Here is a 24326-nt window from a genome sequence, read left to right on the forward strand (position 1 = left end):
GCGGAGAACGAGGGGAACCCGGATGCGCAAGCGCACCATCGGAACCGACCCGCGCACCCGCCGCGAGGTCAGCGTGCTCAGCCTCGGCGCGATGCTGTTCGGCACGCTCACCGACGAGGCCACCTCCTTCGCGCTGCTGGACCGCTACGTCGAGGCGGGCGGCAGCTTCGTCGACACCTCCAACAACTACGCGTACTGGCAGGACGACAGCCAGGGCGGCGCCAGCGAGGAGGTCCTCGGCCGGTGGCGGGCCAGCCGCGGCATCACCGACGAGGTGGTGATCGCCACCAAGCTCGGCGCCCGTCCGAAGGCCCCGGGCACCGGGTTCGTCGAGAACGGCGAGGGCCTGTCGGCGGAGGTGATCCGGTCCTCCTCGGAGGCCAGCCGCAAGCGCCTGGGCGTCGAGAAGCTCGACCTGCTGTACGCGCACGTCGAGGACCGGACGGTGCCGCTGGCCGAGACCGTGCACGCCTTCGGCGAACTCGTCGACGAGGGGACGGTCGGCCTGCTCGGCGTCTCCAACCACTGGTCCTGGCGGGTCGAGCGGGCCCGCAACCTCGCCGCGCGGGCCGGACTGCCCGGCTACGAGGTGCTCCAGTACGGCCACACCTACCTGCGCCGCCGCGCCGACCTGCCCGGCCTGACCTGCGCGGACGGCGACCAGGCCGCCGTCCAGGGCGACCTGGTCACGTACCTCAAGGAGAGCCCCGAGCTCACCCTGGTCGCCTACTCCCCGCTGCTCGGCGGCGGCTACGTCCGGGAGGACAAGCCGCTCGGCCCGTCCTTCGACCACGCCGGCACCCCCACCCGCCTCGCCGCCCTCGACACCGTGGCGCGGCAGACCGGCGCCACCCGCAACCAGGTCGTGCTGGCCTGGCTGCTCGGCGGCGAACTCCCGGTGATCCCGCTGGTCGGCGCCTCCTCGGTGGCCCAACTCGACGAGAGCCTGGCGGCGCTGGACCTGGAACTGACCGCCGAGCAGCGGGCCCTGCTGGACGCCGCCCGCTAGGGCGGGGAGCACGGGCGGCCACGGCACTAGGCTGGAGGCTCGTTCCAGCCCCTTCCTCAGGAGTGCAGCTTCGTGGCCGTCAACCTCGCCACCATCGAGTCCGTCACCAAGGTGTACGGCACCAGGGCCCTGCTGGACGGGGTGAGCCTCGGCGTCAGCGAGGGCGACCGGATCGGCGTGGTGGGCCGCAACGGCGACGGCAAGACGACGCTGATCCGGATGCTGGCCAAGCTGGAGGAACCCGACACCGGCCGGATCACCCACTCCGGCGGGCTCCAGCTGGCGGTGCTGACCCAGCACGACTCGCTGGACCCGGAGGCCACCATCCGGCACGAGGTGATCGCCGGCCGGGCCGACCACGAGTGGCTCGGCGACGCCCGGATCCGCGACATCATCCAGGGCCTGTTCGGCGGCCTCGACCTGCCCGGCTTCGCGAACGGCCTGGACACCGTGATCGGCCCGCTCTCCGGCGGCGAGCGCCGCCGGATCGCGCTCGCCAAGCTGCTGCTCGGCGAGCCCGACCTGGTCGTGCTGGACGAGCCCACCAACCACCTCGACGTGGAGGGCATCGCCTGGCTGGCCAAGCACCTGCAGAACCGCCGCTCCGCGCTGGTCTGCGTCACCCACGACCGCTGGTTCCTGGACCAGGTCTGCACCCGGATGTGGGACGTCCAGCGCGGCGAGGTCCGCGAGTACGAGGGCGGCTACTCGGACTACGTGTTCGCCCGCGCCGAGCGCTCCCGGATCGAGGCCACCGAGGAGCAGAAGCGGCAGAACCTGGCCCGCAAGGAGCTGGCCTGGCTGCGCCGCGGCGCCCCCGCCCGCACCTCCAAGCCGCGCTACCGGATCGAGGCCGCGAACGCGCTGATCGCGGACGTCCCGGAGCCGCGCGACAAGTCCGAACTGATGAAGTTCGCCAACGCCCGGCTCGGCCGCACCGTCTTCGACCTGGAGGACGTGACCGTCAAGGCGGGCGACAAGCTGCTGCTGGAGCGCCTCACCTGGCAGCTCGGCCCGGGCGACCGGATCGGCCTGCTCGGCGTCAACGGCGCCGGCAAGACCTCGCTGCTGCGCGCGATGCAGGCCGCGTACGCCACCGAGGGCGACGTGCAGCCGGCCGGCGGCGTGATCAAGGTCGGCAAGACCGTCCGGCTCGCGTACCTCTCCCAGGAGGTCGCCGAGCTGGACCCGACCACCCGCGTGCTGCAGGCCGTCGAGCAGGTCCGCGGCCGGGTCGACCTGGGCAAGGGCCGGGAGATGAGCGCCGGGCAGCTGTGCGAGCAGTTCGGCTTCGGCAAGGACAAGCAGTGGACGCCGGTCGGCGACCTCTCCGGCGGTGAGCGGCGCCGGCTGCAGCTGCTGCGGCTGCTGATGGACGAGCCCAACGTGCTGTTCCTCGACGAGCCCACCAACGACCTCGACATCGAGACCCTCAACCAGCTGGAGGACGTGCTCGACGGCTGGCCCGGCTCGATGGTCGTGATCAGCCACGACCGGTTCTTCATCGAGCGCACCACCGACACCGCGTACGCGCTGCTCGGCGACCGCCGGATGCGGATGCTGCCGGGCGGCGTCGACGAGTACCTGGAGCGCCGCACCGCGATGGCGGAGGCCGCCGCCGCGGCCGCCGCGGCGAAGCTCCCGGTCGCGCCGGAGCAGACCGGCCTGTCCGCGGGTGACCTGCGGGCGGCCAAGAAGGAGATGCAGAAGCTGGAGCGGCAGATCGCCAAGCTGGACGAGCAGGAGTCCAAGCTGCACGCCCAACTGGCCGAGCACGCCGCCGACTTCTCCAAGGTCGCCGAGCTGGACGCGCAGCTGCGCAAGGTCCGCGAGGACAAGGAGGAGCTGGAGATGTCCTGGCTGGAGCTGGCCGAGCAGGTCTGATCCCGCCCGCCCGGGCCGTCAGCCGTCCAGCAGCAGGTCGAGCTCGTCGGCGGCCCGGGCCAGCGCGCTGCGGTCCGGGTCGTGCGGGGCGGTCGGCCGGGCGATCCGGCCGGTCGGGGGACGGTAGTCGCGGGCGGCGGCGGTGATCCGCTCCAGCGAGCGCAGCACCCGTCCGATCACCTCCGGCTCCGGCTGCCGCCCGCCGTAGCGCAGCTGCGCGGCGTACGCGGCGACCGCGCCGGACAGCCGCTCCAGCGCGGCGGTGGTCGGCATCCAGCGCTCGGCCAGCCGCCCGGCCGGCGGCGGCTCGGCCAGGCCCAGGTCCACCTGCCGCCGGGCGTCGGCCAGCGCCCGGTACGCGGTGCGCCGCAGCCACACCTCGGCGACCGGCGCGGACCGGCCCGCCACCACCGCCGTCAGGTAGCGCCGCAGGGCGTTCGCGGCGGTGACGATGCCCGGCTCGATCCGGTGCGGCGGCCGCTCCGGCCACAGCAGGTAGCCGAAGACCAGCACGATGGCACTGGCCAGCGCGGTGTCCAGCACCCGCGGCCAGAACTCGGCCGACCCGCTCTCCCCGCCGAGCTGCACCAGCAGCAGCGCCACCGGCGTCATCACGATGGTGTTCAGCCCGTAGTGGGCGGCCGTCGAGTACGGCAGCAGCGCCACGCACAGCGCGATGGCCAGGCTCAGCGCCCAGGGTTCGGTGGTCAGCGCCAGCAGCACCGCGGCGACCGCGATGCCCAGCACGGTGCCCAGCGCCCGGCTGACCGCCCGCTGGAACACCGAGCCCAGGTCCGGCTTCAGGACGAACGCCACCGTCATCGGCACCCAGTAACTGCGCTCCAGCGGAAGCAGGTTGACCGCCGCCTCGGCCACCGCCACGCACAGCGCCACCCGCAGCCCGTAGCGCACCGAGCCGCGCGACAGCAGCCGGGCCCGCAGCCGCCACGGGTCCGGCGGCGGCGGGGCGGCGGTGTCCAGCGGCGCCCAGCGGCCCGCGACGGTGTCGGCGGCGGCCCGCAGCGCGGTGTCGAACGCCGTCCGGGACGGGGTGTCCGGCCGCCAGTCCGGGTACCCGGGCTCCGGGCCGCCGGTGATCTGCGCGGCCAGCCGGGCCGGGAACGCCGCCAGCTCCGGCGGCACCGGGCGCCACGCCCACAGCAGCCCGGCCGCCGCCTCGGTCGCGCCCAGCGCGGCCTCGTACGAGCGGCGCAGCCGGTGCAGCCGCTCCGGCTCGCGGCGGCCCGGGCGGGGCGGCGGCAGCAGGTCCTGCATCTGGTTGAGCCGGCCGGTCAGCAGGCGGCGGGCGGCCGCGCCGTCCGGGGTGCCGAGGGCGGCCAGCAGGCCGCCGAGCGCCAGGTAGACGTCGGCGAGCGCCAGGGTGCGCGGGTCGGTGCGCACGTCGGTGCGGTAGCGCACCCCCATCAGCAGCACCAGCGCCGCCCCGCACGGCATCATCGCGGGCGCCGCCCACCACGGGTGCGGCAGCGCCATCCCGCCGCCCAGCGAGGCCGAGACCAGCAGCAGCATCCCGGCCGCCGAGCCGCGCGGACCGGTCGCCGACAGCGCCCCGCCCGCGAAGCCCACCAGGGTCAGCGCCGCCCCGATCTCCAGCCCGCCCGCGCCCCGGTACTGCAGCTCCGCCCCGATCAGCATCCCGGCCGTGGACGCGGCCAGCGCCAGCGCGATCCGCGGCGCCCGCAGCCGCAGCGGCTCCACCCGGTCGTTCATCGTCGCGTGCATCGCCCCCAGCGCCGCGAACACCCCCAGCGCCAGCCGTCCGCACACCAGCCCCACCCCGAGCGGCACCGCCATCCCCACCGCGGCCCGCACCACCAGCACCCGCGGCACCACCGGCCTGGCCGGCCGCAGGGCCAGCGCCCACCAGGCGGAGGGACCACCGGGAGCACGGCCGCGGCCGGGGGCTGACACAGGATCACGCGCCTTCGCTGCAATGGTGTTCGCGGCTGCTGGGCGACATTGCACGGCAGATCGGGTCTTCTCGGGCAGTTTAGCCCTCCGACCTGGCCGAAGCCGATTTCCCAAGCGGTCGGCGGAGCATGTAAAGTCTTCCTCGTCGCAAGGGGAGCCGCGAGGCGCCCGGAGCAACAAGCCCCTATAGCTCAGTCGGTAGAGCGTCTCCATGGTAAGGAGAAGGTCTGCGGTTCGATTCCGCATGGGGGCTCAGATCGGGAAGGCCCCGCCGGAAGGCGGGGCCTTTCGCGTTCCCCGCCGGTTCCGCTTCCGGAGGTCCTCTGGCGGGCCGGGCGATTGTGCGCTCTGATGGTGCGTCTGTCGGGCCGGGGAGTGGGGGCGGGATGAGCGCACGGCTCGTGGTGGTGGACGACCACCGGCTGATGGCCGAGGCGCTGGGGGCCGCCCTGCAGCAGCGCGGGCACCGGGTGCTGGGGATCGGGTCGCCGTGCGGGGCCGTCCTGGAGCTGGTCGCGGGGCGGCGGCCGGAGGTGTGCCTGCTGGGGACGGGCGGCGGGGCGGAGGACCCGTTCGAGCCGTTGCGGCGGTTGCGGCGGGAGCGGCCGGAGATCGCGGTGGTGGTGCTGGGGCCGCTGGGCGCGCCGGGCCGGGTGGCGGCGGCGTTCGCGGCGGGGGCGGCGGGGTACGTGCGCAGCGACGAGCGGATCGAGGTGGTGGACCGGTCGATCGCGCGGGTCCGGGCGGGTGAGGTGGCGGTCGCGGTGGACGTGCTGCGGGCCGCGTTCGAGCACCTGCTGTGGCCGGTGGCGGAACCGGACGACGAGGCGCTGCGGCTGCTGCGGCTGCTGACCCGGCGCGAGGTCCAGGTGCTGGCCCGGATCGCGGACGGCGAGGACACCGCGGCGATCGCCGCGGCGATGCGGATCGCCCCGTCGACGGCCCGCACGCACGTCCAGCGGGTGCTGACCAAGCTCGGGGCCCGCTCCCGGCTGGAGGCCGCCGCGCTGGCCGCCCGGACCGGGCTGCTGGACCAACTGGCCTGAACCGGCCGTTCAGACGGGTGCCATATGCTCCCGGGGGAGGAACACCCGAAAGTCGCGGAGGTCAGAGGGCATGAGCAAGTACCTGGTCACGGGCGGAGCCGGCTACGTCGGGAGCGTGGTGGCGGCGCACCTGTTGGAGGCGGGCCACCGGGTGACGGTGCTGGACGACCTGTCGACCGGGTTCGCGGAGGGGGTGCCGGAGGGTGCGGAGTTCGTGCGCGGCCGGATCCAGGACGCGGCGCGGGTGCTGGACTCCTCGTTCGACGCGGTGCTGCACTTCGCGGCGTCCTCGCAGGTGGGGGAGTCGGTGGCGGATCCGGAGAAGTACTGGCGCAACAACGTGGCCGGTTCGCTCGAACTGGTGGCGGCGATGCGCAAGGCCGGGGTCGGCAAGCTGGTGTTCTCCTCCACCGCGGCGGTGTACGGGGAGCCGGAGCAGGTGCCGATCAAGGAGAGCGCGCGCACCTCGCCGACCAGCGCCTACGGCGCCACCAAGCTGGCGGTGGACCACCTGATCACCTCCGAGGCCGTCGCCCACGGCCTGGCGGCGGTGAGCCTGCGGTACTTCAACGTGGCCGGGGCGTACGGGCGCTACGGCGAGCGGCACGAGCCGGAGTCGCACCTGATCCCGCTGGTGTTCCAGGCCGCGCTCGGGCAGCGCCCGCACATCGCGGTGTTCGGCGAGGACTACCCGACCCCGGACGGCACCTGCGTGCGCGACTACATCCACATCGCCGACCTGGCCCGGGCGCACCTGCTGGCCCTGGAGGCCGCCAAGCCCGGCGAGCACCTGATCTGCAACCTGGGCAACGGCACCGGCTTCTCGGTGCGCGAGGTGATCGAGTCGGTCAAGCGGGTCACCGGCCGCGAGATCCCGGTGCGGGTCGCCGGCCGCCGCCCCGGCGACCCGGCCGTCCTGGTCGCCGCCGCCGACCGCGCCCGCGAGGCCCTCGGCTGGACCCCGCAGCACCCCGACCTCGACCGGATCGTCGCCGACGCCTGGGAGTTCACCCTCGCCCACCGCGCCTGACCTGCCCGCTCCCGGGCCCGATCACCACCCCCGAAGACCCTGTGTACAGGAACTTCACCAAACCCCCACGCGTACTGGCGGGCGCCCGTAGGCTGGGTGGGACCGCCCTCCATTCACCGGGCGGTCCAAGGCACCGGTGGGGGTCGGGCCAGGAGCAGGGGGGCAAGGACGAATGGGGCGTACACGCGTCCTGGTGGTCGACGGCCACCGGATCTTCGCCGAGGCGCTCGCCACGGCACTGGCCGCGGAACCCGACGTGGACGTCAGGGCGGCGGGCAGTGCGGCGGCGGCCGAACGCGCGCTGGAGCGGGCGGTGGCCGAACACCGCCCGTACGACGTGGCGCTGGTCGACGTCGACCTGGGCGCCGTGCCGGCGCCGACCCGCGGCCCGGCCTCGTTACCCGCTCCCCGGCGCGCCCCGTCGGGGGTGCGAACCAAGCCGGTGGAAGCACAGTTGACGCACGGTCAGGTGGTGGGCGGGCGGGTCGAGGAGGCCCGGCCGCTGACCGACGGGATCGCCCTGGTCGCCCGGATCAGGCGGGCCCATCCGCAGGTGCGGGCCGTCCTGCTGGCCGCCGCGGACGACCCGCAGCGGGCCGCCCGCGCGCTGCAGGCCGGGGCGCACGGCTGGGTGGCCCGGGAGAGCACGCTCGGCGCGCTGATGACCGTGGTGCGCGGCGTCCGGCGCGACGAGACGCACCTGCCGCCCGCGCTGCTCACCGGCGTGATCCGCGAACTGACCTCGGCCCGCCGGGACCGCTCGGAGAGCGAGCGCCTGGTCGCCGCGCTCACCCCCCGCGAGGAGGAGGTGCTGCGCTGCATGGTCGCCGGCCTCGGTCGGCAGGCCGTCGCGGAGCGGCTGTTCCTCTCCCCGCACACCGTCCGCACCCACATGCAGAACGTCCTGGGCAAACTGGGAGTGCACTCCACGCTCGCGGCGGTCGCGGTCGCCCGCCGGGCCGGGATCGCCCCCACCGACCCGCCCGGGCCGCCAGCCGCGTCCGCTCCCGTCCCTCCGCCGACCGTCGCCTCTGTCACAGGCCCCGGCGCGGGCTGAACGAGCCCCGCCCCTTCCCGCACGCTCCACTCCGTGAGTCAGGTAGACCGGAGGTCTGATGTCGCCGCACCGCACTGCCGCACGCCCGTCCGGGGCGCGCACCCTGCTGCCCGCCCAGCGGGCCGGTTCGACCGGCCTGCGCACCCTCGTCGTCGGGGCCGGCTCCGCCGGGACCGCCCTGGTCCGCGACCTGGACCGGACCCCGGAGTTCGGGCTCCAACCGGTCGGGGTGCTGGACGACGACCCCGGCAAGGCCGGCCTGGACGTCTCCGGCAGCCCCGTCCTCGGTCCGCTCGCCGACCTCACCGGCCTGGCCCTCGCCCACGGCGTCCAGGTCGTGGTCCTCGCCATCCCCGGCCTCCCGCACCAGCGGGTGCGCGAACTCGCCACCGCCGCGGCCGCCGCCGGCGCGGCCGTCCGCTACCTGCCGTCCTTCCTGTCGGCGCTGCGCCGCGAGGTGGTCGGCTCCGACATGCGCACCCTGGACGTCAACCGGCTGATCGGCCGGCACGAGGTGCACGTGGCCTCCCCGGACGTGCGCACCGTGATCGAGGGCCGCCGGGTCCTGGTCACCGGCGCCGGCGGCTCGATCGGCAGCGAACTGTGCCGCCAGGTCCAGGCGTTCGGGCCCGCCGCGCTCTACATGCTCGACCACGACGAGTCCAACCTGCACCGGCTCCAGCTCGACATCTGGGGCGAGGCGCTGCTCACCGACGAGTCCCTGGTGATCGCCGACATCCGGGACCGCCCCCGGATCCAGCAGATCTTCCGCGACCTGCGCCCCGACGTGGTCTTCCACGCCGCCGCGCACAAGCACCTGCCGCTGCTGGAACGCCACCCCAGCGAGGCGGTCAAGTCCAACGTGCTGGGCACCGACCACCTGGTCGAGGCCGCGCTGGCCACCGGCGTGGAGCGCTTCGTGCTGATCTCCACCGACAAGGCCGCCGACCCGACCTCCGTCCTCGGCGCCAGCAAGCGGCTGGCCGAGCTGATCGTCCAGGCCAACGCCCGGGACGCCCGCAACCTGGGCACCGGCGTCTTCGCCGCCGTCCGCTTCGGCAACGTCCTCGGCTCGCGCGGCTCGCTGCTGTCCGTGCTGGAGGAACAGCTGCGCAGCGGCGGCCCGGTCACCGTCACCCACCCCGACGTCACCCGGTTCTTCATGACCATCGAGGAGGCGGTCGGCCTGGTCCTGGAGGCCGGACGGATGGCCGAGGGCGGCGAGGTGTTCGTCCTCGACATGGGCGAGCCGGTCCGGATCGTCGACCTGGTGCACAACTTCGCCGAACAGGTGCAGCTCGGCGCGGACGAGGTGGAGATCCGCTACACCGGCCTGCGGGCCGGGGAGAAGCTCAACGAGGCGCTGTTCTCCGACAACGAGGAACGCCTCCCCACCGCCCACCCCCGGATCTTCGCCACCGTCGCCGACCACGCCACCGTCCCCGAGGACCTGGCGGGCGGCCTCACCGGCCTCTACGGCGCGGCCACCGTCAACTCCGACCCCGAGGTCCGCGAGCGCCTGGCGGCGCTGCTCCCCGGCTACCAGACCGCCCACCCCAAGACCCCGGCCCCGGCCACCCCGTACCCGGACGGTTTCTAGAGGGGGCGAGATCAGGTGCTCGGGGAACGGCCGAGCCCCGAGCCCCTGAACGCGCGCTCTCGTGAGCCCTTACTGCCCCGCGCGGTCGAAGGGGGCGACCAGGTTGCGCAGCAGGGCGGCGAGTTCGGTCTGCTGGGCGGGGGCGAGCTGGGCGAGGATCTCGCGCTCGTGGGCGAGGAGGCCGGCCAGGGCCTGGTCGGCCTTGTCGCGGCCGGCTTCGGTGAGGCGGACCAGGACGCCGCGGCGGTCGTCGGGGTCGGGGAGGCGGACGACCAGGCCCTTGGCGGTGAGGCGGTCGATCCGGTTGGTCATGGTGCCGGAGGTGACCAGGGTCTGGGTGAGGAGCTGGCCGGGGGAGAGCTGGTAGGGGGCCCCGGCGCGGCGCAGCGCGGTGAGGACGTCGAACTCCCAGGGTTCGAGACCGTGCTCGGCGAAGGCGGTGCGGCGGGCGCGGTCCAGGTGCCGGGCGAGGCGGCTCACCCGACTGAGGACCTCAAGCGGTTCCACGTCGAGGTCGGGGCGCTCTCGGCGCCATGCTGCGACCAGGCGGTCGACCTCGTCCTCCATGACGATCAGTGTATCGGGGGGTGTGTCGATGTGAAGTCTCTTGACATCAAGAGATAACAAAGGAACTCTCGGCGTTACACAGATATCTTGACGTCGAGATACTTTCGGGAGCCGCACCGTGCCCGCCCACTGGGACGCCGACCAGTACCTCCGCTACGCCGACCTGCGCAACCGCCCGTTCGCCGACCTGCTCGCCCGGGTCCCCGAACTCCCGCCCCGCCCCACCGTGCTGGACCTCGGCTGCGGACCGGGCAACTCCACCGCCGCGCTGCGCCGCCGCTGGCCGGACGCCCGGCTGCTCGGCCTGGACTCCTCGCCCGACCTGCTCGCCGAGGCCCGCCGCGCCGAGGCCCGCCGCGCCGACGGCGGGCCCGTCGCCGAGTACCGGGAGCAGGACGTCACCGGCTACGACCCGGCGCCCGAGCGGCCCGACCTGATCGCCTCCAACGCCGCCCTGCACTGGATGGACACCGACACCGCCGACCACCTGGAACTGCTGCCCCGCTGGGCGGCCGCGCTGCGTCCCGGCGGGGTGATCGCCTTCCAACTGCCCGGCAACTTCGCCGCCCCCAGCCACACCCTGCTCGCCGACCTGCGCCGCACCCCGCGCTGGCGCGACCGGCTGGCCCCCGCCCGCCCGGACGCCTCCTGCCACGCACCGGACCGCTACGCGCGGACCCTGCTGGCGGCGGGCTGCACCGCGGACGTCTGGGAGAGCACGTACACGATGGTGCTGCCGGGGCCCGACCCGGTGCTGGAGTGGGTCAAGGGCTCCACCCTGCGCCCGGTGCTGGACCTGCTGCCCGGGGCGGCGGAGCGGGCGGAGTTCCTGGCCGAGTACGGGGCGCTGCTGCGCCGGGCGTACCCGGCGACCGGGCACGGCACGCTGTTCCCGTTCCGCCGGGTCTTCGCCGTCGCCGTCAAGCGCTGACGCGGCGTCACTTCGCGCCGGGCAGCGCCGGGTGGCGGCCCAGCACCACGACGCCGACCACGATCGCGGCCAGCCCGGCGCTCTGCCAGGCCAGCGCCCCCGGGGTGAGGCGCAGTCGGTCGCCGAGGAAGCCGACCGCGCAGGCGATCCCGGCCAGCGGCTGGGCGGCGGTCAGCGCGGGCAGCGACATCCGCAGCGGCGCCGCCTCGAACGCGGACTGCACCAGCAGCAGGCCGATCACGCCCAGCCCGAGCACCGTGTACGGCGGCCAGGAGACCAGCGCGGCCGCCGCCCCGTCCCGGTCGATCCGGTCGAAGGTGGTGCGGGTGAGCGCGTCCTGCAGGCCGTAGAGCAGCCCGGCGGCCAGCGCCAGCAGGGTGGCCTCCTCGAACAGCGGCAGCCGGCGGGCCACCGCGACCAGCAGCAGGGCCAGGCCGGAGACGACCCCGAACACCAGCCAGTAGCGCAGCGGCCCGGCGGCGGCCCCGCCGCCCCGGGGCTGCCCGGCGGCGATGAACGCGGTGACGCCGAGGGCGATCAGGGCGACGCCGATCCAGCCGGGGCGGCCCAGCCGGGTGCCGGTGATCCGGCGGGCCAGCAGCATCGCCCAGACCAGGTTGGTGGCCAGCAGCGGTTCGACCAGGGCGACCTCGCCCTGGCTGAGGGCGAGCGCGGACAGCACCTGGCCGCCGATCATGAAGGCGATGCCGAGCAGCCAGTCGGGCATCCGCATCAGGTCGAGCAGCAGCCGCCAGCGCAGCAGGTCGCCGCTGGGCGCGCGCTGGGCGGCGTGCTGCTGCAGGACGAACCCGGCGCCCAGGCAGCAGGCGGCGCCGAGGGCCAGCAGGAAGACCGCCACGGGTGCTCCTGTCGCGGAGGGCGGCCCGGGATCCCGATGCGGCCCGGGCCGGTCGTCAGTTCTTGCGGTCGCCGACCAGCTTGGGGTGCCGCTCCAGGCCCTCCAGGCCGTGCCAGGCGAGGTTGACCAGGTGGGCGGCGACCTCCGCCTTGGCGGGCTTGCGCACTTCCAGCCACCACTGGCCGGTCAGTGCCACCATGCCGACCAGCATCTGCGAGTACATCGGCGCCAGCCGGGCGTCGAAGCCCCGGGACTTGAACTCCAGGCCGAGGATGTCCTCGACCTGGGTGGCGATGTCGCCGATCAGCGAGGCGAACGAGCCGGTGGACTGGGCCACCGGCGAGTCCCGGACCAGGATCTTGAAGCCGTCGGTGGAGGTGTCGATGTAGTCCATCAGCGCGAACGCGGCCTGCTCCAGCAGCTCGCGGGAGTGCCCGCCGGTGAGCGCGCCGGTGACCATGTCGAGCAGCAGCTGCATCTCGCGGTCGACGACCACCGCGTACAGGCCCTCCTTGCCGCCGAAGTGCTCGTACACGACGGGCTTGGAGACCCCGGCGCGCTCGGCGATCTCCTCCACCGAGGTGCCGTCGTAGCCGCGTTCGGCGAAGACCGTCCGGCCGATCTCCAGCAGCTGCTCGCGGCGCTGCTTGCCGGTCATCCGCACCCGGCCGGCCACCTTGCCCCCGCTGCGGCGCGAGGGCTGCCGATGGCCGGCGCTGTCTCCGTTGGTCCCGTTCACCCCCCCATCATGCTGCAGGCGCTGCCTCATGCGGCGCGGCGGGCGGCGATCCGCTCCGCGCCGGGCCAGCGGACGTCGTGCGCCCAGCCCGCCCGCTCGAACCAGCGGATGACCCGGGCGGAGGAGTCGACCTGGCCGCGGAGCACGCCGTGCCGGGCCGAGGTGGGGTCGGCGTGGTGCAGGTTGTGCCAGGACTCGCCGCAGGACAGCACGGCCAGCCACCACACGTTGCCGGAGCGGTCGCGGGACTTGAAGGGGCGCGAACCCACCGCGTGGCAGATCGAGTTGATCGACCAGGTGACGTGGTGCAGCAGCCCGACCCGCACCAGCGAGCCCCAGAAGAAGGCGCTCAGCGCGCCCTGCCAGCTCCAGGTGACCAGGCCGCCGACCACCGGGGGCAGCGCGAGCGAGAGCAGCGTCCACAGCCAGAACAGCCGGGAGATCCGCCTTATGGCCGGGTCGCGGACCAGGTCGGGGGCGTACTTCAGCTGCGGGGTCTGCTCCTCGTCGAACATCCAGCCCATGTGCGCCCACCACAGGCCCTTGAGCAGGGCGGGGACGCTCTCGCCGTAGCGCCACGGCGAGTGCGGGTCGCCGTCCTTGTCGGAGTAGCGGTGGTGCTTGCGGTGGTCGGCGACCCAGCGCACCAGCGGGCCCTCGACGGCCAGCGAGCCGAGCACCGCCAGGCCCAGGCGCAGCGGGCGGTTGGCCTTGAAGGCGCCGTGGGTGAAGTAGCGGTGGTAGCCGACGGTGATGCCGTGGCAGGTCAGGAAGTACATGCCGACCGCGAGGCCGGCGTCCAGCCAGGACAGCCCCCGGCCCCAGGCCAGCGGGACGGCGGCGGCCACGGCGAGGAACGGCACGGCGATGAACAGGGACAGCGTCACGCGCTCCAGCGCGCCCTGCTTCTCGCCGCCCCTGGTCGCGGACAGTATGGTCGCGCCCCGCTCGGCGGCGGTGCGGTCGTCCGCGGTGGCGGTGCGGTCGTTCTCGGCGGCGCGCGGCGGCGCCTGCCCGGCCTCAATGGTCATGGCGCTTCCTGGGGGGAGAGGGTCCGACAGATACCTACGTGGCCGTAACCTACGGCATCGTAAGTACCGGGCCCGGACAAGCGGAAGGGCCCCGGGCGGACGTGTCGCACTGTTCGCCCCCCGGTCCCCGGGCGGTCGGCGGGCCGGGGACCGGGCGTCGTTCGTGTGCCTTCGCCGAAGGTGGTGGAGCAACGGGCCGTCAACCCGTAGGCTGTGCTGGGCGCGCGACGCGCCCTTTCCGCCGTGGTGTAATGGCAGCACAGGGCCCTTTGGAGGCCTTTGTCTGGGTTCGAATCCTAGCGGCGGAGCCCCTTCCGGCCGGTTTCCGGCCCTCCGGACCGTTTCGGACGGTTTCCGTTGTTTTCCGCTCGGTATCCTCGGTGCGCCCTCAATCCCGCATCGACCGAGGAGTCCTCCCGCGTGAGTGCCAACCAGCCTGCCGCCGTGATCGTGCTCGCCGCCGGGGGCGGCACCCGGATGAAGTCCAGGGCCCTGCCGAAGGTGCTGCACGAGATCTGCGGCCGCTCCCTGGTGGGCCACGCGGTCAGCGCGGCCCAGGAGTTGACGCCCCGCCAGCTGCTGGTGGTGGTCGGCCACCTGCGCGAACTGGTCCAGGCGCACCTGGCCGAGCACTACCCGGCCGCCCGCCCGGTCGTCCAGACCGAGCAGAACGGCACCGGCCACGCCGTGCGCACCGCGCTGGAGGCGCTCGCCGCCGACGGCGTGGAGCCGGACGGCACCGTGCTGGTCACCACCGGCGACGCCCCGCTGCTCACCGGCGCCACCCTGGCCGCGCTGGCCGCCGCGCACGCCGAGCAGGGCAACGCCGTCACCGTGCTGACCGCCCGGGTCCCCGACCCGACCGGCTACGGCCGGATCCTGCGCGGCCCGGACGGCGAGGTCGCCGCGATCGTCGAGCACAAGGACGCCACCGCCGAGCAGCTCGCCGTGGACGAGATCAACTCCGGGGTGTTCGCCTTCGACGCCAAGCTGCTGGCGCTGGCCCTGTCGCTGGTCGGCACCGACAACACGCAGGGCGAGGAGTACCTGACCGACACCCTGGGGATCCTGCGCCGCGAGGGCCACCGGGTCGGCGCGTCGGTGGCGGCCGACCACCGGGAGATCGTCGGCATCAACGACCGGGTGCAGCTGGCCGAGGCCCGCCGGCTGCTCAACGACCGGCTGCTGGCGGACGCGATGCGGGCCGGCGTCACCGTGGTCGACCCGGCCTCCACCTGGTTCGACGTGCAGGTGACCTACGAGCCGGACGCGCTGGTCCACCCGAACACCCAGCTGCACGGCGCCAGCCACCTCGGCGAGGGCTGCGAGGTCGGCCCGAACACCACGCTGACCGCCACCACGGTCGGCGCGGGCGCCCGTGTGAGCAACACCACGGCCGACCGCGCCGAGATCGGCCCGGAGGCGACCGTCGGCCCGTACGCGTACCTGCGGCCCGGCACCAGGCTGGCCCGGGCGGCGAAGGCCGGCACCTACGTCGAGATCAAGAACTCGGAGCTCGGCGAGGGGGCGAAGGTCCCGCACCTGTCGTACATCGGGGACGCGACGATCGGCGAGGGCACCAACGTCGGTGCGGCGTCCGTCACAGTGAACTACGACGGGGTGAACAAGCACCGGACGGTCATCGGGGCCCACTGCCGCACGGGTTCCGACAACATGTTCATCGCCCCGGTGACGGTCGGTGACGGCGCCTACACGGCCGCCGGGTCGGTGATCACCAACGACGTCCCGGCCGGTTCGCTGGGTGTCGCGCGGGCCCAGCAGCGCAACATCGCGGGCTGGGTTGAGCGGAAGCGGCCGGGTTCGGCCTCCGCCCGGGCGGCCGCTGAGGCGGCCGGGACGCAGTAGGTCGGACGGGGCGGCCGGGGATCTTGAGGAGTGGTCCCCGGCCGCCGCACCGGCGGCGGGGCGCGTAACCTGAAGTACACACGTGCGCCATCGGGCCTGTTCGGCCGTGCCTCGGCGTACTCACCCAGAGTGGCAATACACGAGGAGACGGTGCAGTGAGCGGGATCACGACCTCCGGTGAGAAGAAGCTCAAACTCTTTTCCGGCCGTGCCCACCACGAACTTGCCGAGGAGGTCGCCCGCGAGCTGGGCACCGAACTCGTCCCGACCAAGGCGCTGGACTTCGCCAACGGCGAGATCTACGTCCGCTTCCTGGACTCCGCCCGCGGCGCGGACTGCTTCGTGATCCAGAGCCACACGGCTCCGATCAACCAGTGGATCATGGAGCAGCTGATCATGATCGACGCGCTCAAGCGCGCGTCGGCCCGCAGCATCACCGCGATCCTGCCGTTCTACGGCTACGCCCGGCAGGACAAGAAGCACCTCGGCCGCGAGCCCATCTCGGCCCGCCTGGTCGCCGACCTGCTCCGCACCGCCGGCGCCGACCGGCTGATGGCCGTGGACCTGCACACCGCGCAGATCCAGGGCTTCTTCGACGGCCCGGTGGACCACCTGTTCGCGCTGCCGATGCTCGCCGACTACGTCGGCAACCGGGTCCCCGACCGCTCCAAGCTGACCATCGTCTCCCCGGACGCCGGCCGGGTGAAGGTCGCCGACCAGTGGTGCGACCGCCTCGGCGCCCCGCTGGCGATCATCCACAAGCGCCGCGACATGTCGCAGGCCAACACCATCCTGTCCGCCGAGGTGGTCGGTGACGTCAAGGACCGGGTCTGCGTCCTGGTGGACGACATGATCGACACCGCCGGCACCATCTGCGCCGCCGCCGACGCGCTGTTCGACGCCGGTGCCGCCGACGTCATCGTGGCCGCCACCCACGGCGTGCTCTCCGGCCCCGCCGCGGACCGGCTGAAGAACTCCCGGGTCAGCGAGTTCGTGTTCACCAACACCCTGCCGACCCCGGCCCAGCTCCAGCTGGACAAGATCACCACGCTGTCGATCGCCCCGTCGATCGCCGCCGCGGTGCGCGAGGTGTTCGAGGACGGCTCGGTCACCAGCCTCTTCGAGGGCGTGCACTGACCCCTCGTCAGACCGTCGGTCGGCCCCCCGCTCCACGCCGAGCGGGGGGCCGATTTCACGTCCGCGCCACACCCCGGTTAGTCTTGGGAGACTGCTCGGCGAGGGATGCCCTTCTGGTGCTCCGTGATCGACGCGCGAGAACGATGCGCCTTGATCGAACCGCCGAGCGTCCCCCCAACACTTGAGGGTGTGGCCCGGCGGTTCTGTCGTTCCTGCACCCCTTCGCTTCACGAGGAGTGCAGTCGTGTCCGAGATCCGCATCGCCGCCGAGTCCCGCACCGAGTTCGGCAAGGGTGCCGCCCGTCGCGCCCGTCGCGCCGGCTTCGTCCCCGGTGTCGTCTACGGCCACGGCCACGCCCCGGTGCACCTGAACCTGCCCGGCCACGACCTGATGATGGCGCTCAAGACCCCGAACGCCCTGCTGGTCGTCCCGATCGAGGGCAAGGACGAGTTCGTGCTGCCGAAGGCCGTGCAGCGCGAGGCCATCAAGCGCACCATCGAGCACGTCGACCTGCTGCTGGTCAAGCGCGGCGAGAAGGTCACCGTCGAGATCCCGGTCCACACCGAGGGCGAGCTGGCCCCCGGCGGCAACCTGATCGAGAACGTGCTGAACGCCCTCCCGATCGAGGCCGAGGCCACCCACCTGCCCGAGTCGGTCACCGTCTCGGTCGAGGGCCTGGAGGCCGGCGCCGCCATCACCGCCGGCGACATCGCCCTGCCGTCCGGCGTCTCGCTGGCCGTCGAGGCCGACGCCGTCGTGCTGCAGGTCATCGGCGCCCAGGCCCCCGAGGCCACCGAGGAGGAGGCCGCCGACGAGGCTGCCGCCGCCGACGAGGCCGCTTCCGAGGCCTGATCACCACCGCTTCGCTGCCCCGGCCGTCCCGCCCCGTGCGCGGACGGCCGGGGCAGCGGCGTGTCCGGGATGATGTGACGGTACGGAGAACACCCGCGTGAGGAGCGGCATGAGCGAGTACGACGGCCCCTGGCTGGTGGTGGGCCTCGGCAACCCGGGCAAGGAGTACGCCCGCAACCGGCACAACATCGGCTTCATGGTGGTCGAGCTGCTGGCCCAGCGGATCGGCGCCAGGTTCAAGGCGCACAAGAGCCGCGCCCAGGTCGCCGAGGGGCGGCTGGCGGGCCGGCGGGTCGTCCTCGCCGAGCCGATGACCTTCATGAACCTCTCGGGCGGTCCGGTCACCGCGCTGCGCGACTTCTACAAGGTGCCGACGTCGGCGGTCGTCGCCGTCCACGACGAGCTCGACCTCGACTACGCGGCGCTGCGGCTGAAGACCGGCGGCGGCGACAACGGCCACAACGGCCTCAAGTCGATCACCAAGTCGCTCGGCCCCGACTACCACCGGGTCCGCTGCGGCATCGGCCGCCCGCCCGGTCGGATGGAGGTCGCCGACTTCGTGCTCAAGGACTTCTCCGCCACCGAGCGCAAGGACCTCGACTGGTTCGTCGACCGGGCCGCCGACGCCGTCGAGGCGCTGCTCTCGGACGGCCTGGAGCGGGCCCAGCAGAACTACAACTCCTGACCCGCCCGCCACCACCTTCCGTACACAACGTTCATGCAACGCTTGCCCCGAGGAAGCTGACCTGGGGTCAGAAACGCCACGGAATCCGATACCGTCGAAGCCGGTACAGCAGGGATTGAAGTGCCGTCTATGGGGGTATGGACCGTGATCCGGTCGAAGCGAGTGGGCAAGGTCGTCGGAGGCACCGTGCTGTGCCTGGCCGCCGGAGGGTGGACCGCCGGCGCCGCCGCGGCCGCCGAACCCAGCACCGGCCCGGAGCCCGCCGCCGCCCGGCTCGCCCCGCCCACCGGCTCCGTCGGCTCGTCCGGCGTGTACGCGGTGGGCGGCGGCCTGGTGGTGGTGGCCGGCGGGGCGGCCGCCTGGCTGCGCAAGCGCAAGAAGGTCTGACCCGGGACGACGGACGGCGGCCCGCCCCCTCGGTGAACGAGGGGGCGGGCCGCCGTCGTGCCGCGGGCGGGACCGGTCAGCCGGTGTTGCGCAGGCCCGCCGCGATGCCGTTCACGGTGAGCAGCAGCGCGCGGGCGCGCAGCGGGTCCTCCGGGCGGCCGGCCGCGACCTCCTCGCGCTGCCGGCGCAGCAGCGCGACCTGCAGGTAGGAGATCGGGTCGAGGTAGGCGTCGCGCACGTTGAAGGTCTGCTTGAGGACCTCGTTGTGCTCCAGCAGCTCCGACTCGCCGGTCAGCCGCAGCACCTCGCGCAGGGTGAGGTCGTGCTCGGCCACGATCTGGTCGAAGACGTGGTGCAGCTCGGCCGGGACCAGCTGCTCGACGTAGTGGCGGGCGATCCGCAGGTCGGTCTTGGCCAGCGTCATCGCGACGTTGGACAGGAAGTTGCGGAAGAAGTGCCAGTTGCCGTGCATCTCGTCGAGCACGTCGGTCAGGCCGGCCTCGCGGGCCGCGGCCAGGCCGGAGCCCACGCCGTACCAGCCGGGCACGATCTGCCGGGACTGGGTCCAGCCGAACACCCACGGGATGGCCCGCAGGCCGTCCAGGCCCGCGCCGCTGTCCGGGCGGCGGGACGGGCGGGAGCCCAGGTGCAGCGAGGCCAGCTGGTCGACCGGCGTCGCGGCGAAGAAGTACTTCGGCAGGTCCTCCTGCTCGACCAGGGCGCGGTACGCGGTGTGCGCGGCCTCGGAGACCTGGTCCATCGCGGCGTCCCAGCGGGCCAGCTCCTCGGGGGCCTGGCGGGGCGCGGTGTGCAGCGCGGACGCGGCCAGCGTGGCGGAGAGGGTCAGCTCCAGGTTCTCCCGCGCCAGCGACGGCAGCAGGTACTTGTCGCTGATCACCTCGCCCTGCTCGGTGACCTTGATCTCGCCCTCCAGGGTGCCCCACGGCTGGGCGAGGATCGCCTCGTGCGAGGGGCCGCCGCCGCGGCCGACGGTGCCGCCGCGGCCGTGGAAGAGCCGCAGCCGGATGCCGTAGCGGTGCGCGACGTCGCGCAGCCGGCGCTGGGCGCGGTGGATCTCCCACTGCGAGGTGGTGATGCCGCCGAACTTCGAGGAGTCCGAGTAGCCGAGCATGACCTCCTGGATGTCGCCGCGCAGCGACACCAGCAGCCGGTACGACGGGTCGGAGAGCATCTCGTCCAGGATCCGGTCGGCCTCCTGGAGCTCGTCGGTGGTCTCCAGCAGCGGCACGATGCCGATCTTGGCGATGCCCGCGTGCAGGTCGATCAGGCCGGCCTCGCGGGCCAGCACCGCGGCCGCGAACACGTCGTCCGCGCCCTGGCACATCGAGATGATGTACGACTCGACGATCTCGTCGCCGAACCGCTCGAAGCCCTCGCGGATCGTGGTGAACACGCCCAGCGTCTTGGCGCCCGCGGCGTCCAGCGGCGCCGGGGTCGGGGCCAGCGGGCGGCGCGAGCGCATCTCCTTGGACAGCAGGCGCTGGCGGTACTCGCGCGGCATGTCGGTGTAGCGCCACGCCTCCTCGCCGAGCCGGTCGAACAGCTGGCCCAGCGCGTGGTGGTGCGCCTCGGCGTGCTCGCGCACGTCCATGGTGGCCAGCTGCAGGCCGAACGCCTCGATGGTGCGGATCGCCCGGGCGAGGCGGCCGTCGGCGATCAGGCCGCCGCGGTGCGCCCGCAGCGAGTCCTGGATCAGCCGCAGGTCGGCGATCAGGTCGCGGGTGCCGACGTAGTCGCGGCCCGGGGTGGGCGGGGTGCCCGCGGCCAGCCGGTCGCGGGTGTTCTCCAGCTTGATCCGGATGCAGGTGGCCTTCAGCCGGTACGGCTCCTCGGCGTTCATCCGCTTGTAGCGCGGGCTCAGCTCCGGCAGGTGCTCCAGGTCGGCGTCCAGCGAGGCGAGCAGCTCCTCCGAGGCCCCGGCGAGGCGCACCGAGGTGGAGAGCGAGGCGCGCAGGTCGTCGACCGCCTCCAGGGCGTCCTTGATGCCGTACTCGTGCTGCAGGTTGAGCACGTCCCAGGTGACCCGCGGGGTGACGTTCGGGTTGCCGTCGCGGTCGCCGCCGATCCAGGTGCCGAAGGTCAGCGGGCGCACGCCCTCGGGCAGCGTCAGGCCGACCCGGGCCAGCTCCTCGTGCAGCTCCTCCAGCACCTCCGGGACGGCCTCGCGGTACAGCTCGTCCAGGTAGTAGACGGCGTTGCGGGCCTCGTCGGTGGGCTCCGGGCGGGCGATCCGCAGCTCGTCGGTCTGCCACAGCAGGTCGATCACCTCGGCCAGCCGGCGGTCGGCCTGGCGGCGGGCCGAGGTCTGCCGGGCGCTGTCGATCCGGCCGGTGACGTCCTGCTCGCGGTGGATGCGCTCCAGCAGCTCGCCGACCCGGCGCAGCTTGTTCAGCACCGAGCGGCGGGCCGCCTCGGTCGGGTGGGCGGTGAAGACCGGGCGCACCGCGAGGTTGGCCAGGGTGTCCGCCAGGTGCTTCGGGTCCGCCTCCTTCAGCTCGTCCACGGTCTGCGACAGCAGCGAGCCCTCCCGGGCCCGGCGCGCCGCGAACTCCCGGCCGCGGTGCACCTGCTCGGTGACGTTCGCCAGGTGGAAGTAGGTGGAGAAGGCGCGCACCAGCTTCGCGGCGGTCTCCAGGTCGATCTCCGCCAGCAGCTGCGCCGTCGCCTCGCCGTCGGTGCGGCTCAGCAGGCGCACCTGCTCGACCAGGCCCAGCAGTTCGGGGCCCTCCTGGCGGACCAGGGTCTCCCCGAGCAGATCGCCGAGGCGGCGGATGTCCGCACGCAGCGCGGCATTGTCGTCCGCGTCGGCGATCACGGAAGGGTTGTCCGCCGGAGTGGGGACCGGAGCGGTCACGGCTGTCTCCCTGTGGTGGTGGGGTTCGGCAACGGCTCTGACATCACCGCGGTGCGGGTGACGGGTGCGGACCGCGCTGTCCGACGGGCAACAGCATAGGTGGCACGGGGTGCCAGCACGGAGAGGTGGCCGGATGGCGGACAGGTCGCCGAACGCCGGGAGCCCGCCGGGCGTGCGCTGGCGCACCTGTCGGCGGGGGCGACTGCGTATCGTGTCGGGCATGAGTGAGAAGCCGGCGGGGGACGGCCTGTGGTGGTGGGCGCGAAGGCGCAGCGCGGTGCTGGACGTGGGACTGGCGGCGGTCTCCGGGGTGGAGTGCGCCGTCGGCGCGTACGGGCTGGTCCGGGACCGGCTGCACTGGGGGACGGCCGCCACGGTGGTGTGCGTGGTGCTGGGGGCGCTCGCCGGGGCGTCGCTGGTGGTGCGGCGCCGGTGGCCGGTGGTGCCGGTGGTGGTGGCGCTGGTGTTCGTGCCCGGCTTCTTCGGCGTGGTGCTGCTGGTGGTGTCGCTGTACACGCTCGCGGCCACCTGGGAGTGGCCCTCGCGGCGGGCCCGGGTGGTGGTGCTGTCGGCGGTCGCGATGGTCGAGACCTTCGGCATGGTGCTGCTCGCGATGACGGCGCCGCCCAAGACGCCGCCGACCGAACCGCTGCCCCCCACCTGGGTGCTGGCGGTGATCGCGGCGTTCGTCGCGGTCGGCATGGCGGTGGCCCCGATGGTCACCGGCCTGTACGTGGGGGCGCGGCGGCGGCTGGTGGAGTCGCTGAAGGACCGGGCGCTGGGCCTGGAGACCGAGCTGACGCTGCTGGCCGAGCAGGCCCGGGAGCGCGCCTGGCGGGCCCGGGTCGAGGAGCGCACCAGGATCGCCCGGGAGATGCACGACGTGGTCGCGCACCGGGTCAGCCTGATGGTGGTGCACGCCGCCGCGGTGGAGCGGATCGTCCCCAAGGACCCGGCGAAGGCCCAGCAGTCGGCGAAGCTGATCGGCGAGACCGGCCGGCAGGCGCTGGACGAACTGCGCGAGATCCTCGGGGTGCTGCGGATGACCGAGGCGCAGGAGCAGGTGGAGGCCCCGGTGGGCGGCCTGGCCGAACTGCCCGCCCTGGTGGAGCAGTCCCGGGTGGCCGGGATGGCGGTGGCGCTGACGGTCAGCGGTGAGCGCCGGTCCTACGTCGCCGAGGCCGAGCAGACCGCGTACCGGGTGGTGCAGGAGGGCCTGACCAACGCGCACAAGTACGCGGGCGGGGCCCGGGTGTCGGTGCTGCTGGCGTACGTGCCCAACGGGGTGCGGGTGTCGGTGGTGAACGAGTGCCCGGGCGGGGCCGCCGCGCCGGTGGCGCTGCCCAGCGGCGGCAACGGGCTGGTCGGGATGCGCGAGCGGGTGGTGGCGCTCGGCGGGGCCTTCCACGCCGGGCCGGAGGGGGACGGCGGGTTCCGGGTCGAGGCGGTGCTGCCGTCCCGGCTGCGGCGCGCGGTGGCCCCGCCCGGCTGACCGGGCCGGGGGCCGGGGGCTCGGGCCGGGGCCGGGGCCGGGGGCCGGGTCGGGTCGGGGCCGGTCGGGCCTACTCCGCGGCGTCCGCGGTGCGCAGCCGGTGCGGGGCCCGGCCGAGCACCAGGGTGCCGATCGCCCGGTCGACGCTGGGGCCCAGGTACCACTCGCCGGTGTGGTCGAGGCTGTAGACCCGGCCCCGCTCGTCGATCGCCAGCAGGGCCTGCCCGTACAGCTCCTCGCCGAGCGGGGCGAGCCGGGTGTCCAGGGCCCGGCCGAGGTCGGCCAGGGTGCGCGGGGCGTGCAGGCCGCAGCGCGGGTCGAGCAGGAACGGGGTGCGGGCCAGCGTGTCGCCCGCGCCCGGGACGTCGAAGGCCAGGCCGCCGAACTCGGCCCACGCCTCGATCGCGGCCGGGAACACCGCGTGCTGCGGCTCCAGCGGACCGCCGTGCGCGACCAGGGCGTCGGCCCACAGTTCGGCCTGCCGGATCTCCCAGCGGCCCGGGTGCCAGCCGGCCTGCTTGAGGGCGGCGGCCACGTCGGCGGGGAAGCGGGGCTGGGTGCGGACGGTGCTGGCGTTCAGGGCGTGCTCCGGTGGTTCGGGGACGGGGGACGGGACCGCTAGCGGGCGGGCGGGCCGACCGCGACGCTGGCCACGTTCAGGTGCTCCAGCAGCGGGGCGCAGGAGCGGCACGGCGGCGCGTGCGTGCCGTGCGCCGGGTCGCCCTCCTCGCGGATCCGCAGCGTGGTCATCCGGGCCCCCTTGAGCGCCTTGCGCGCCTCCTGCACCGTCATCGGCTTGCGCGAGGCCCGCTTCGAGCGGGCCGCGTCGACCTGCCCGAGGTACTGGGACAGCAGCGCCGCCTCCGGGCAGCGGCCCAGGAAGCGTTCGCGCTTCTCCACCGGCAGCCCCGCCAGGAACTCGCCGACCAGCGGGTGCAGTATCGGCGGCAGCTCCGACTTGTCCCCGGCCAGCGTGTGCACGTCGCCGCCGCGCAGCGACAGCGCGGCCGCGACCGCGGGCAGCAGGCTGTCGCGCTGGTGGCGCAACACGGGCGGCGGGCCCGACTGGTCCATGACTGCTCCTCGGCGTTGTGGTGCGGCGCACCGGCAGTTCTCCGCTGCCGGGGGTCTGCTGACGGACGGTGGATGACGCAGGGTAGCGGGACCCACGGACAGTGAATCCTCACCCCAGGGCGTCCAGCCTGCCAAACCGGTTCGCGACGCGCCGCGCCGGGGTGCGGACACGGGGCGTGCGGAGGTGTACGCAGGGCCGAACTCCCGCCCCGCGCGCCCCTGGTGGCCCGCACCGGTTTTGCCGATTGTGCCCCGATGGGCCCGGCCGGGCCG

Annotated in this window: 21 protein-coding genes and 2 tRNA genes; 15 read left to right on the top strand and 8 right to left on the bottom strand. The window is 74.0% G+C overall.

Going from position 1 to position 24326, the window contains the following annotated elements; translation table 11 throughout:
• The first annotated feature begins 22 nt into the window (after window positions 1-22).
• Window positions 23-1009 carry an aldo/keto reductase gene (locus tag ABD345_RS21745; RefSeq protein WP_344554151.1) on the top strand — a complete coding sequence of 329 codons (987 nt, stop codon included), beginning with the start codon at window positions 23-25 and terminating at the stop codon, window positions 1007-1009.
• Window positions 1010-1081: 72 nt separating this feature from the next.
• Window positions 1082-2893, top strand: coding sequence for an ABC-F family ATP-binding cassette domain-containing protein (locus ABD345_RS21750; protein ID WP_344554152.1), 1812 nt, complete (start codon window positions 1082-1084; stop codon window positions 2891-2893).
• 18 nt (window positions 2894-2911) lie between these two features.
• Here ABD345_RS21750 and ABD345_RS21755 read toward each other — a convergent pair whose 3' ends face one another.
• Entirely contained in the window at window positions 2912-4825 is a 1914-nt protein-coding gene (locus ABD345_RS21755) for an FUSC family protein (protein WP_344554153.1), read from the bottom strand.
• 180 nt (window positions 4826-5005) lie between these two features.
• On the opposite strand from ABD345_RS21755, the gene ABD345_RS21760 reads away from it, so the two are divergent.
• From ABD345_RS21760 to ABD345_RS21780, 5 genes are all read left to right on the top strand, one after another.
• Window positions 5006-5078, top strand: a tRNA-Thr gene (locus tag ABD345_RS21760).
• A 133-nt stretch (window positions 5079-5211) separates the two neighbouring features.
• Window positions 5212-5871, top strand: a complete 660-nt coding sequence (locus tag ABD345_RS21765) for a LuxR C-terminal-related transcriptional regulator (RefSeq protein WP_344554154.1) — start codon at window positions 5212-5214, stop codon at window positions 5869-5871.
• A gap of 70 nt (window positions 5872-5941) precedes the next feature.
• Window positions 5942-6901 carry a UDP-glucose 4-epimerase GalE gene (gene galE / locus ABD345_RS21770; protein WP_344554155.1) on the top strand — a complete coding sequence of 320 codons (960 nt, stop codon included), beginning with the start codon at window positions 5942-5944 and terminating at the stop codon, window positions 6899-6901.
• A 172-nt stretch (window positions 6902-7073) separates the two neighbouring features.
• On the top strand, window positions 7074-7958 hold the full coding sequence (locus tag ABD345_RS21775) for a LuxR C-terminal-related transcriptional regulator (RefSeq protein WP_344554158.1): 885 nt from the start codon (window positions 7074-7076) through the stop codon (window positions 7956-7958).
• A 58-nt stretch (window positions 7959-8016) separates the two neighbouring features.
• Window positions 8017-9558, top strand: a complete 1542-nt coding sequence (locus tag ABD345_RS21780) for a polysaccharide biosynthesis protein (RefSeq protein WP_344554159.1) — start codon at window positions 8017-8019, stop codon at window positions 9556-9558.
• Between the two features lie 69 nt (window positions 9559-9627).
• Here the strand turns inward: ABD345_RS21780 and ABD345_RS21785 are convergent, their stop codons facing one another.
• A complete protein-coding gene (locus ABD345_RS21785) occupies window positions 9628-10125 on the bottom strand; it encodes a MarR family winged helix-turn-helix transcriptional regulator (RefSeq protein ID WP_344554160.1) in 498 nt (165 codons plus the stop codon).
• Between the two features lie 118 nt (window positions 10126-10243).
• Here ABD345_RS21785 and ABD345_RS21790 point away from each other — a divergent pair, with 118 nt between their 5' ends.
• Window positions 10244-11056, top strand: coding sequence for a methyltransferase domain-containing protein (locus tag ABD345_RS21790; protein WP_344554161.1), 813 nt, complete (start codon window positions 10244-10246; stop codon window positions 11054-11056).
• A gap of 7 nt (window positions 11057-11063) precedes the next feature.
• On the opposite strand, the gene ABD345_RS21795 is transcribed toward ABD345_RS21790, so the two are convergent.
• The 3 genes from ABD345_RS21795 to ABD345_RS21805 are packed head-to-tail and all read right to left on the bottom strand — an operon-like array spanning window position 11064 to window position 13685.
• Window positions 11064-11915, bottom strand: coding sequence for a DMT family transporter (locus ABD345_RS21795; protein ID WP_344554163.1), 852 nt, complete (start codon window positions 11913-11915; stop codon window positions 11064-11066).
• Between the two features lie 55 nt (window positions 11916-11970).
• A complete protein-coding gene (locus ABD345_RS21800; protein ID WP_344554164.1) occupies window positions 11971-12654 on the bottom strand; it encodes a TetR family transcriptional regulator in 684 nt (227 codons plus the stop codon).
• A gap of 26 nt (window positions 12655-12680) precedes the next feature.
• Window positions 12681-13685, bottom strand: a complete 1005-nt coding sequence (locus ABD345_RS21805; protein ID WP_344554165.1) for an acyl-CoA desaturase — start codon at window positions 13683-13685, stop codon at window positions 12681-12683.
• 237 nt (window positions 13686-13922) lie between these two features.
• Here ABD345_RS21805 and ABD345_RS21810 point away from each other — a divergent pair.
• From ABD345_RS21810 to ABD345_RS21835, 6 genes are all read left to right on the top strand, one after another.
• Window positions 13923-13993: transfer RNA gene (locus ABD345_RS21810), tRNA-Gln, on the top strand.
• Between the two features lie 112 nt (window positions 13994-14105).
• Window positions 14106-15551, top strand: a complete 1446-nt coding sequence (gene glmU / locus ABD345_RS21815) for a bifunctional UDP-N-acetylglucosamine diphosphorylase/glucosamine-1-phosphate N-acetyltransferase GlmU (protein ID WP_344554166.1) — start codon at window positions 14106-14108, stop codon at window positions 15549-15551.
• Between the two features lie 155 nt (window positions 15552-15706).
• Window positions 15707-16687: a ribose-phosphate diphosphokinase gene (locus ABD345_RS21820; RefSeq protein ID WP_344554167.1), complete on the top strand. Its 981-nt coding sequence runs from the start codon at window positions 15707-15709 to the stop codon at window positions 16685-16687.
• Between the two features lie 244 nt (window positions 16688-16931).
• The gene (locus ABD345_RS21825) at window positions 16932-17540 is read left to right on the top strand and encodes a 50S ribosomal protein L25/general stress protein Ctc (protein WP_344554168.1); all 609 of its coding nucleotides are present in this window, start codon (window positions 16932-16934) and stop codon (window positions 17538-17540) included.
• Window positions 17541-17649: 109 nt separating this feature from the next.
• Window positions 17650-18225, top strand: coding sequence for an aminoacyl-tRNA hydrolase (gene pth, locus ABD345_RS21830; RefSeq protein ID WP_344554169.1), 576 nt, complete (start codon window positions 17650-17652; stop codon window positions 18223-18225).
• Window positions 18226-18354: 129 nt separating this feature from the next.
• Complete coding sequence (locus ABD345_RS21835) at window positions 18355-18612, top strand: LPXTG cell wall anchor domain-containing protein (protein ID WP_344554170.1); 258 nt, start codon at window positions 18355-18357, stop codon at window positions 18610-18612.
• Window positions 18613-18688: 76 nt separating this feature from the next.
• Here the strand turns inward: ABD345_RS21835 and ppc are convergent, their stop codons facing one another.
• Window positions 18689-21445: a phosphoenolpyruvate carboxylase gene (gene ppc / locus ABD345_RS21840; protein ID WP_344554190.1), complete on the bottom strand. Its 2757-nt coding sequence runs from the start codon at window positions 21443-21445 to the stop codon at window positions 18689-18691.
• 262 nt (window positions 21446-21707) lie between these two features.
• Here ppc and ABD345_RS21845 point away from each other — a divergent pair, with 262 nt between their 5' ends.
• Entirely contained in the window at window positions 21708-22979 is a 1272-nt protein-coding gene (locus ABD345_RS21845) for a sensor histidine kinase (protein ID WP_344554171.1), read from the top strand.
• Between the two features lie 70 nt (window positions 22980-23049).
• Here the strand turns inward: ABD345_RS21845 and ABD345_RS21850 are convergent, their stop codons facing one another.
• Entirely contained in the window at window positions 23050-23514 is a 465-nt protein-coding gene (locus ABD345_RS21850) for an SUKH-3 domain-containing protein (protein ID WP_344554173.1), read from the bottom strand.
• A gap of 83 nt (window positions 23515-23597) precedes the next feature.
• The gene (locus ABD345_RS21855; protein ID WP_344554174.1) at window positions 23598-24053 is read right to left on the bottom strand and encodes a YwqJ-related putative deaminase; all 456 of its coding nucleotides are present in this window, start codon (window positions 24051-24053) and stop codon (window positions 23598-23600) included.
• Between the last annotated feature and the right edge of the window lie 273 nt (window positions 24054-24326).

It is taken from the genome of Kitasatospora saccharophila, assembly GCF_039529925.1.
In the GTDB taxonomy this organism is placed as follows: domain Bacteria; phylum Actinomycetota; class Actinomycetes; order Streptomycetales; family Streptomycetaceae; genus Kitasatospora; species Kitasatospora saccharophila.

What these genes read in the sequence shown, in the direction of transcription:
- ABD345_RS21745 (WP_344554151.1), top strand. Translation starts at nt 23, where the DNA reads ATGCGCAAGCGCACCATCGGAACCGACCCGCGCACCCGCCGCGAGGTC.
- ABD345_RS21765 (WP_344554154.1), top strand. Translation starts at nt 5,212, where the DNA reads ATGAGCGCACGGCTCGTGGTGGTGGACGACCACCGGCTGATGGCCGAG.
- galE (WP_344554155.1), top strand. Translation starts at nt 5,942, where the DNA reads ATGAGCAAGTACCTGGTCACGGGCGGAGCCGGCTACGTCGGGAGCGTG.
- ABD345_RS21775 (WP_344554158.1), top strand. Translation starts at nt 7,074, where the DNA reads ATGGGGCGTACACGCGTCCTGGTGGTCGACGGCCACCGGATCTTCGCC.
- ABD345_RS21780 (WP_344554159.1), top strand. Translation starts at nt 8,017, where the DNA reads ATGTCGCCGCACCGCACTGCCGCACGCCCGTCCGGGGCGCGCACCCTG.
- ABD345_RS21785 (WP_344554160.1), bottom strand. Translation starts at nt 10,125, where the DNA reads ATGGAGGACGAGGTCGACCGCCTGGTCGCAGCATGGCGCCGAGAGCGC.
- ABD345_RS21805 (WP_344554165.1), bottom strand. Translation starts at nt 13,685, where the DNA reads ATGACCATTGAGGCCGGGCAGGCGCCGCCGCGCGCCGCCGAGAACGAC.
- pth (WP_344554169.1), top strand. Translation starts at nt 17,650, where the DNA reads ATGAGCGAGTACGACGGCCCCTGGCTGGTGGTGGGCCTCGGCAACCCG.
- ABD345_RS21835 (WP_344554170.1), top strand. Translation starts at nt 18,355, where the DNA reads ATGGGGGTATGGACCGTGATCCGGTCGAAGCGAGTGGGCAAGGTCGTC.
- ABD345_RS21845 (WP_344554171.1), top strand. Translation starts at nt 21,708, where the DNA reads ATGAGTGAGAAGCCGGCGGGGGACGGCCTGTGGTGGTGGGCGCGAAGG.
- ABD345_RS21855 (WP_344554174.1), bottom strand. Translation starts at nt 24,053, where the DNA reads ATGGACCAGTCGGGCCCGCCGCCCGTGTTGCGCCACCAGCGCGACAGC.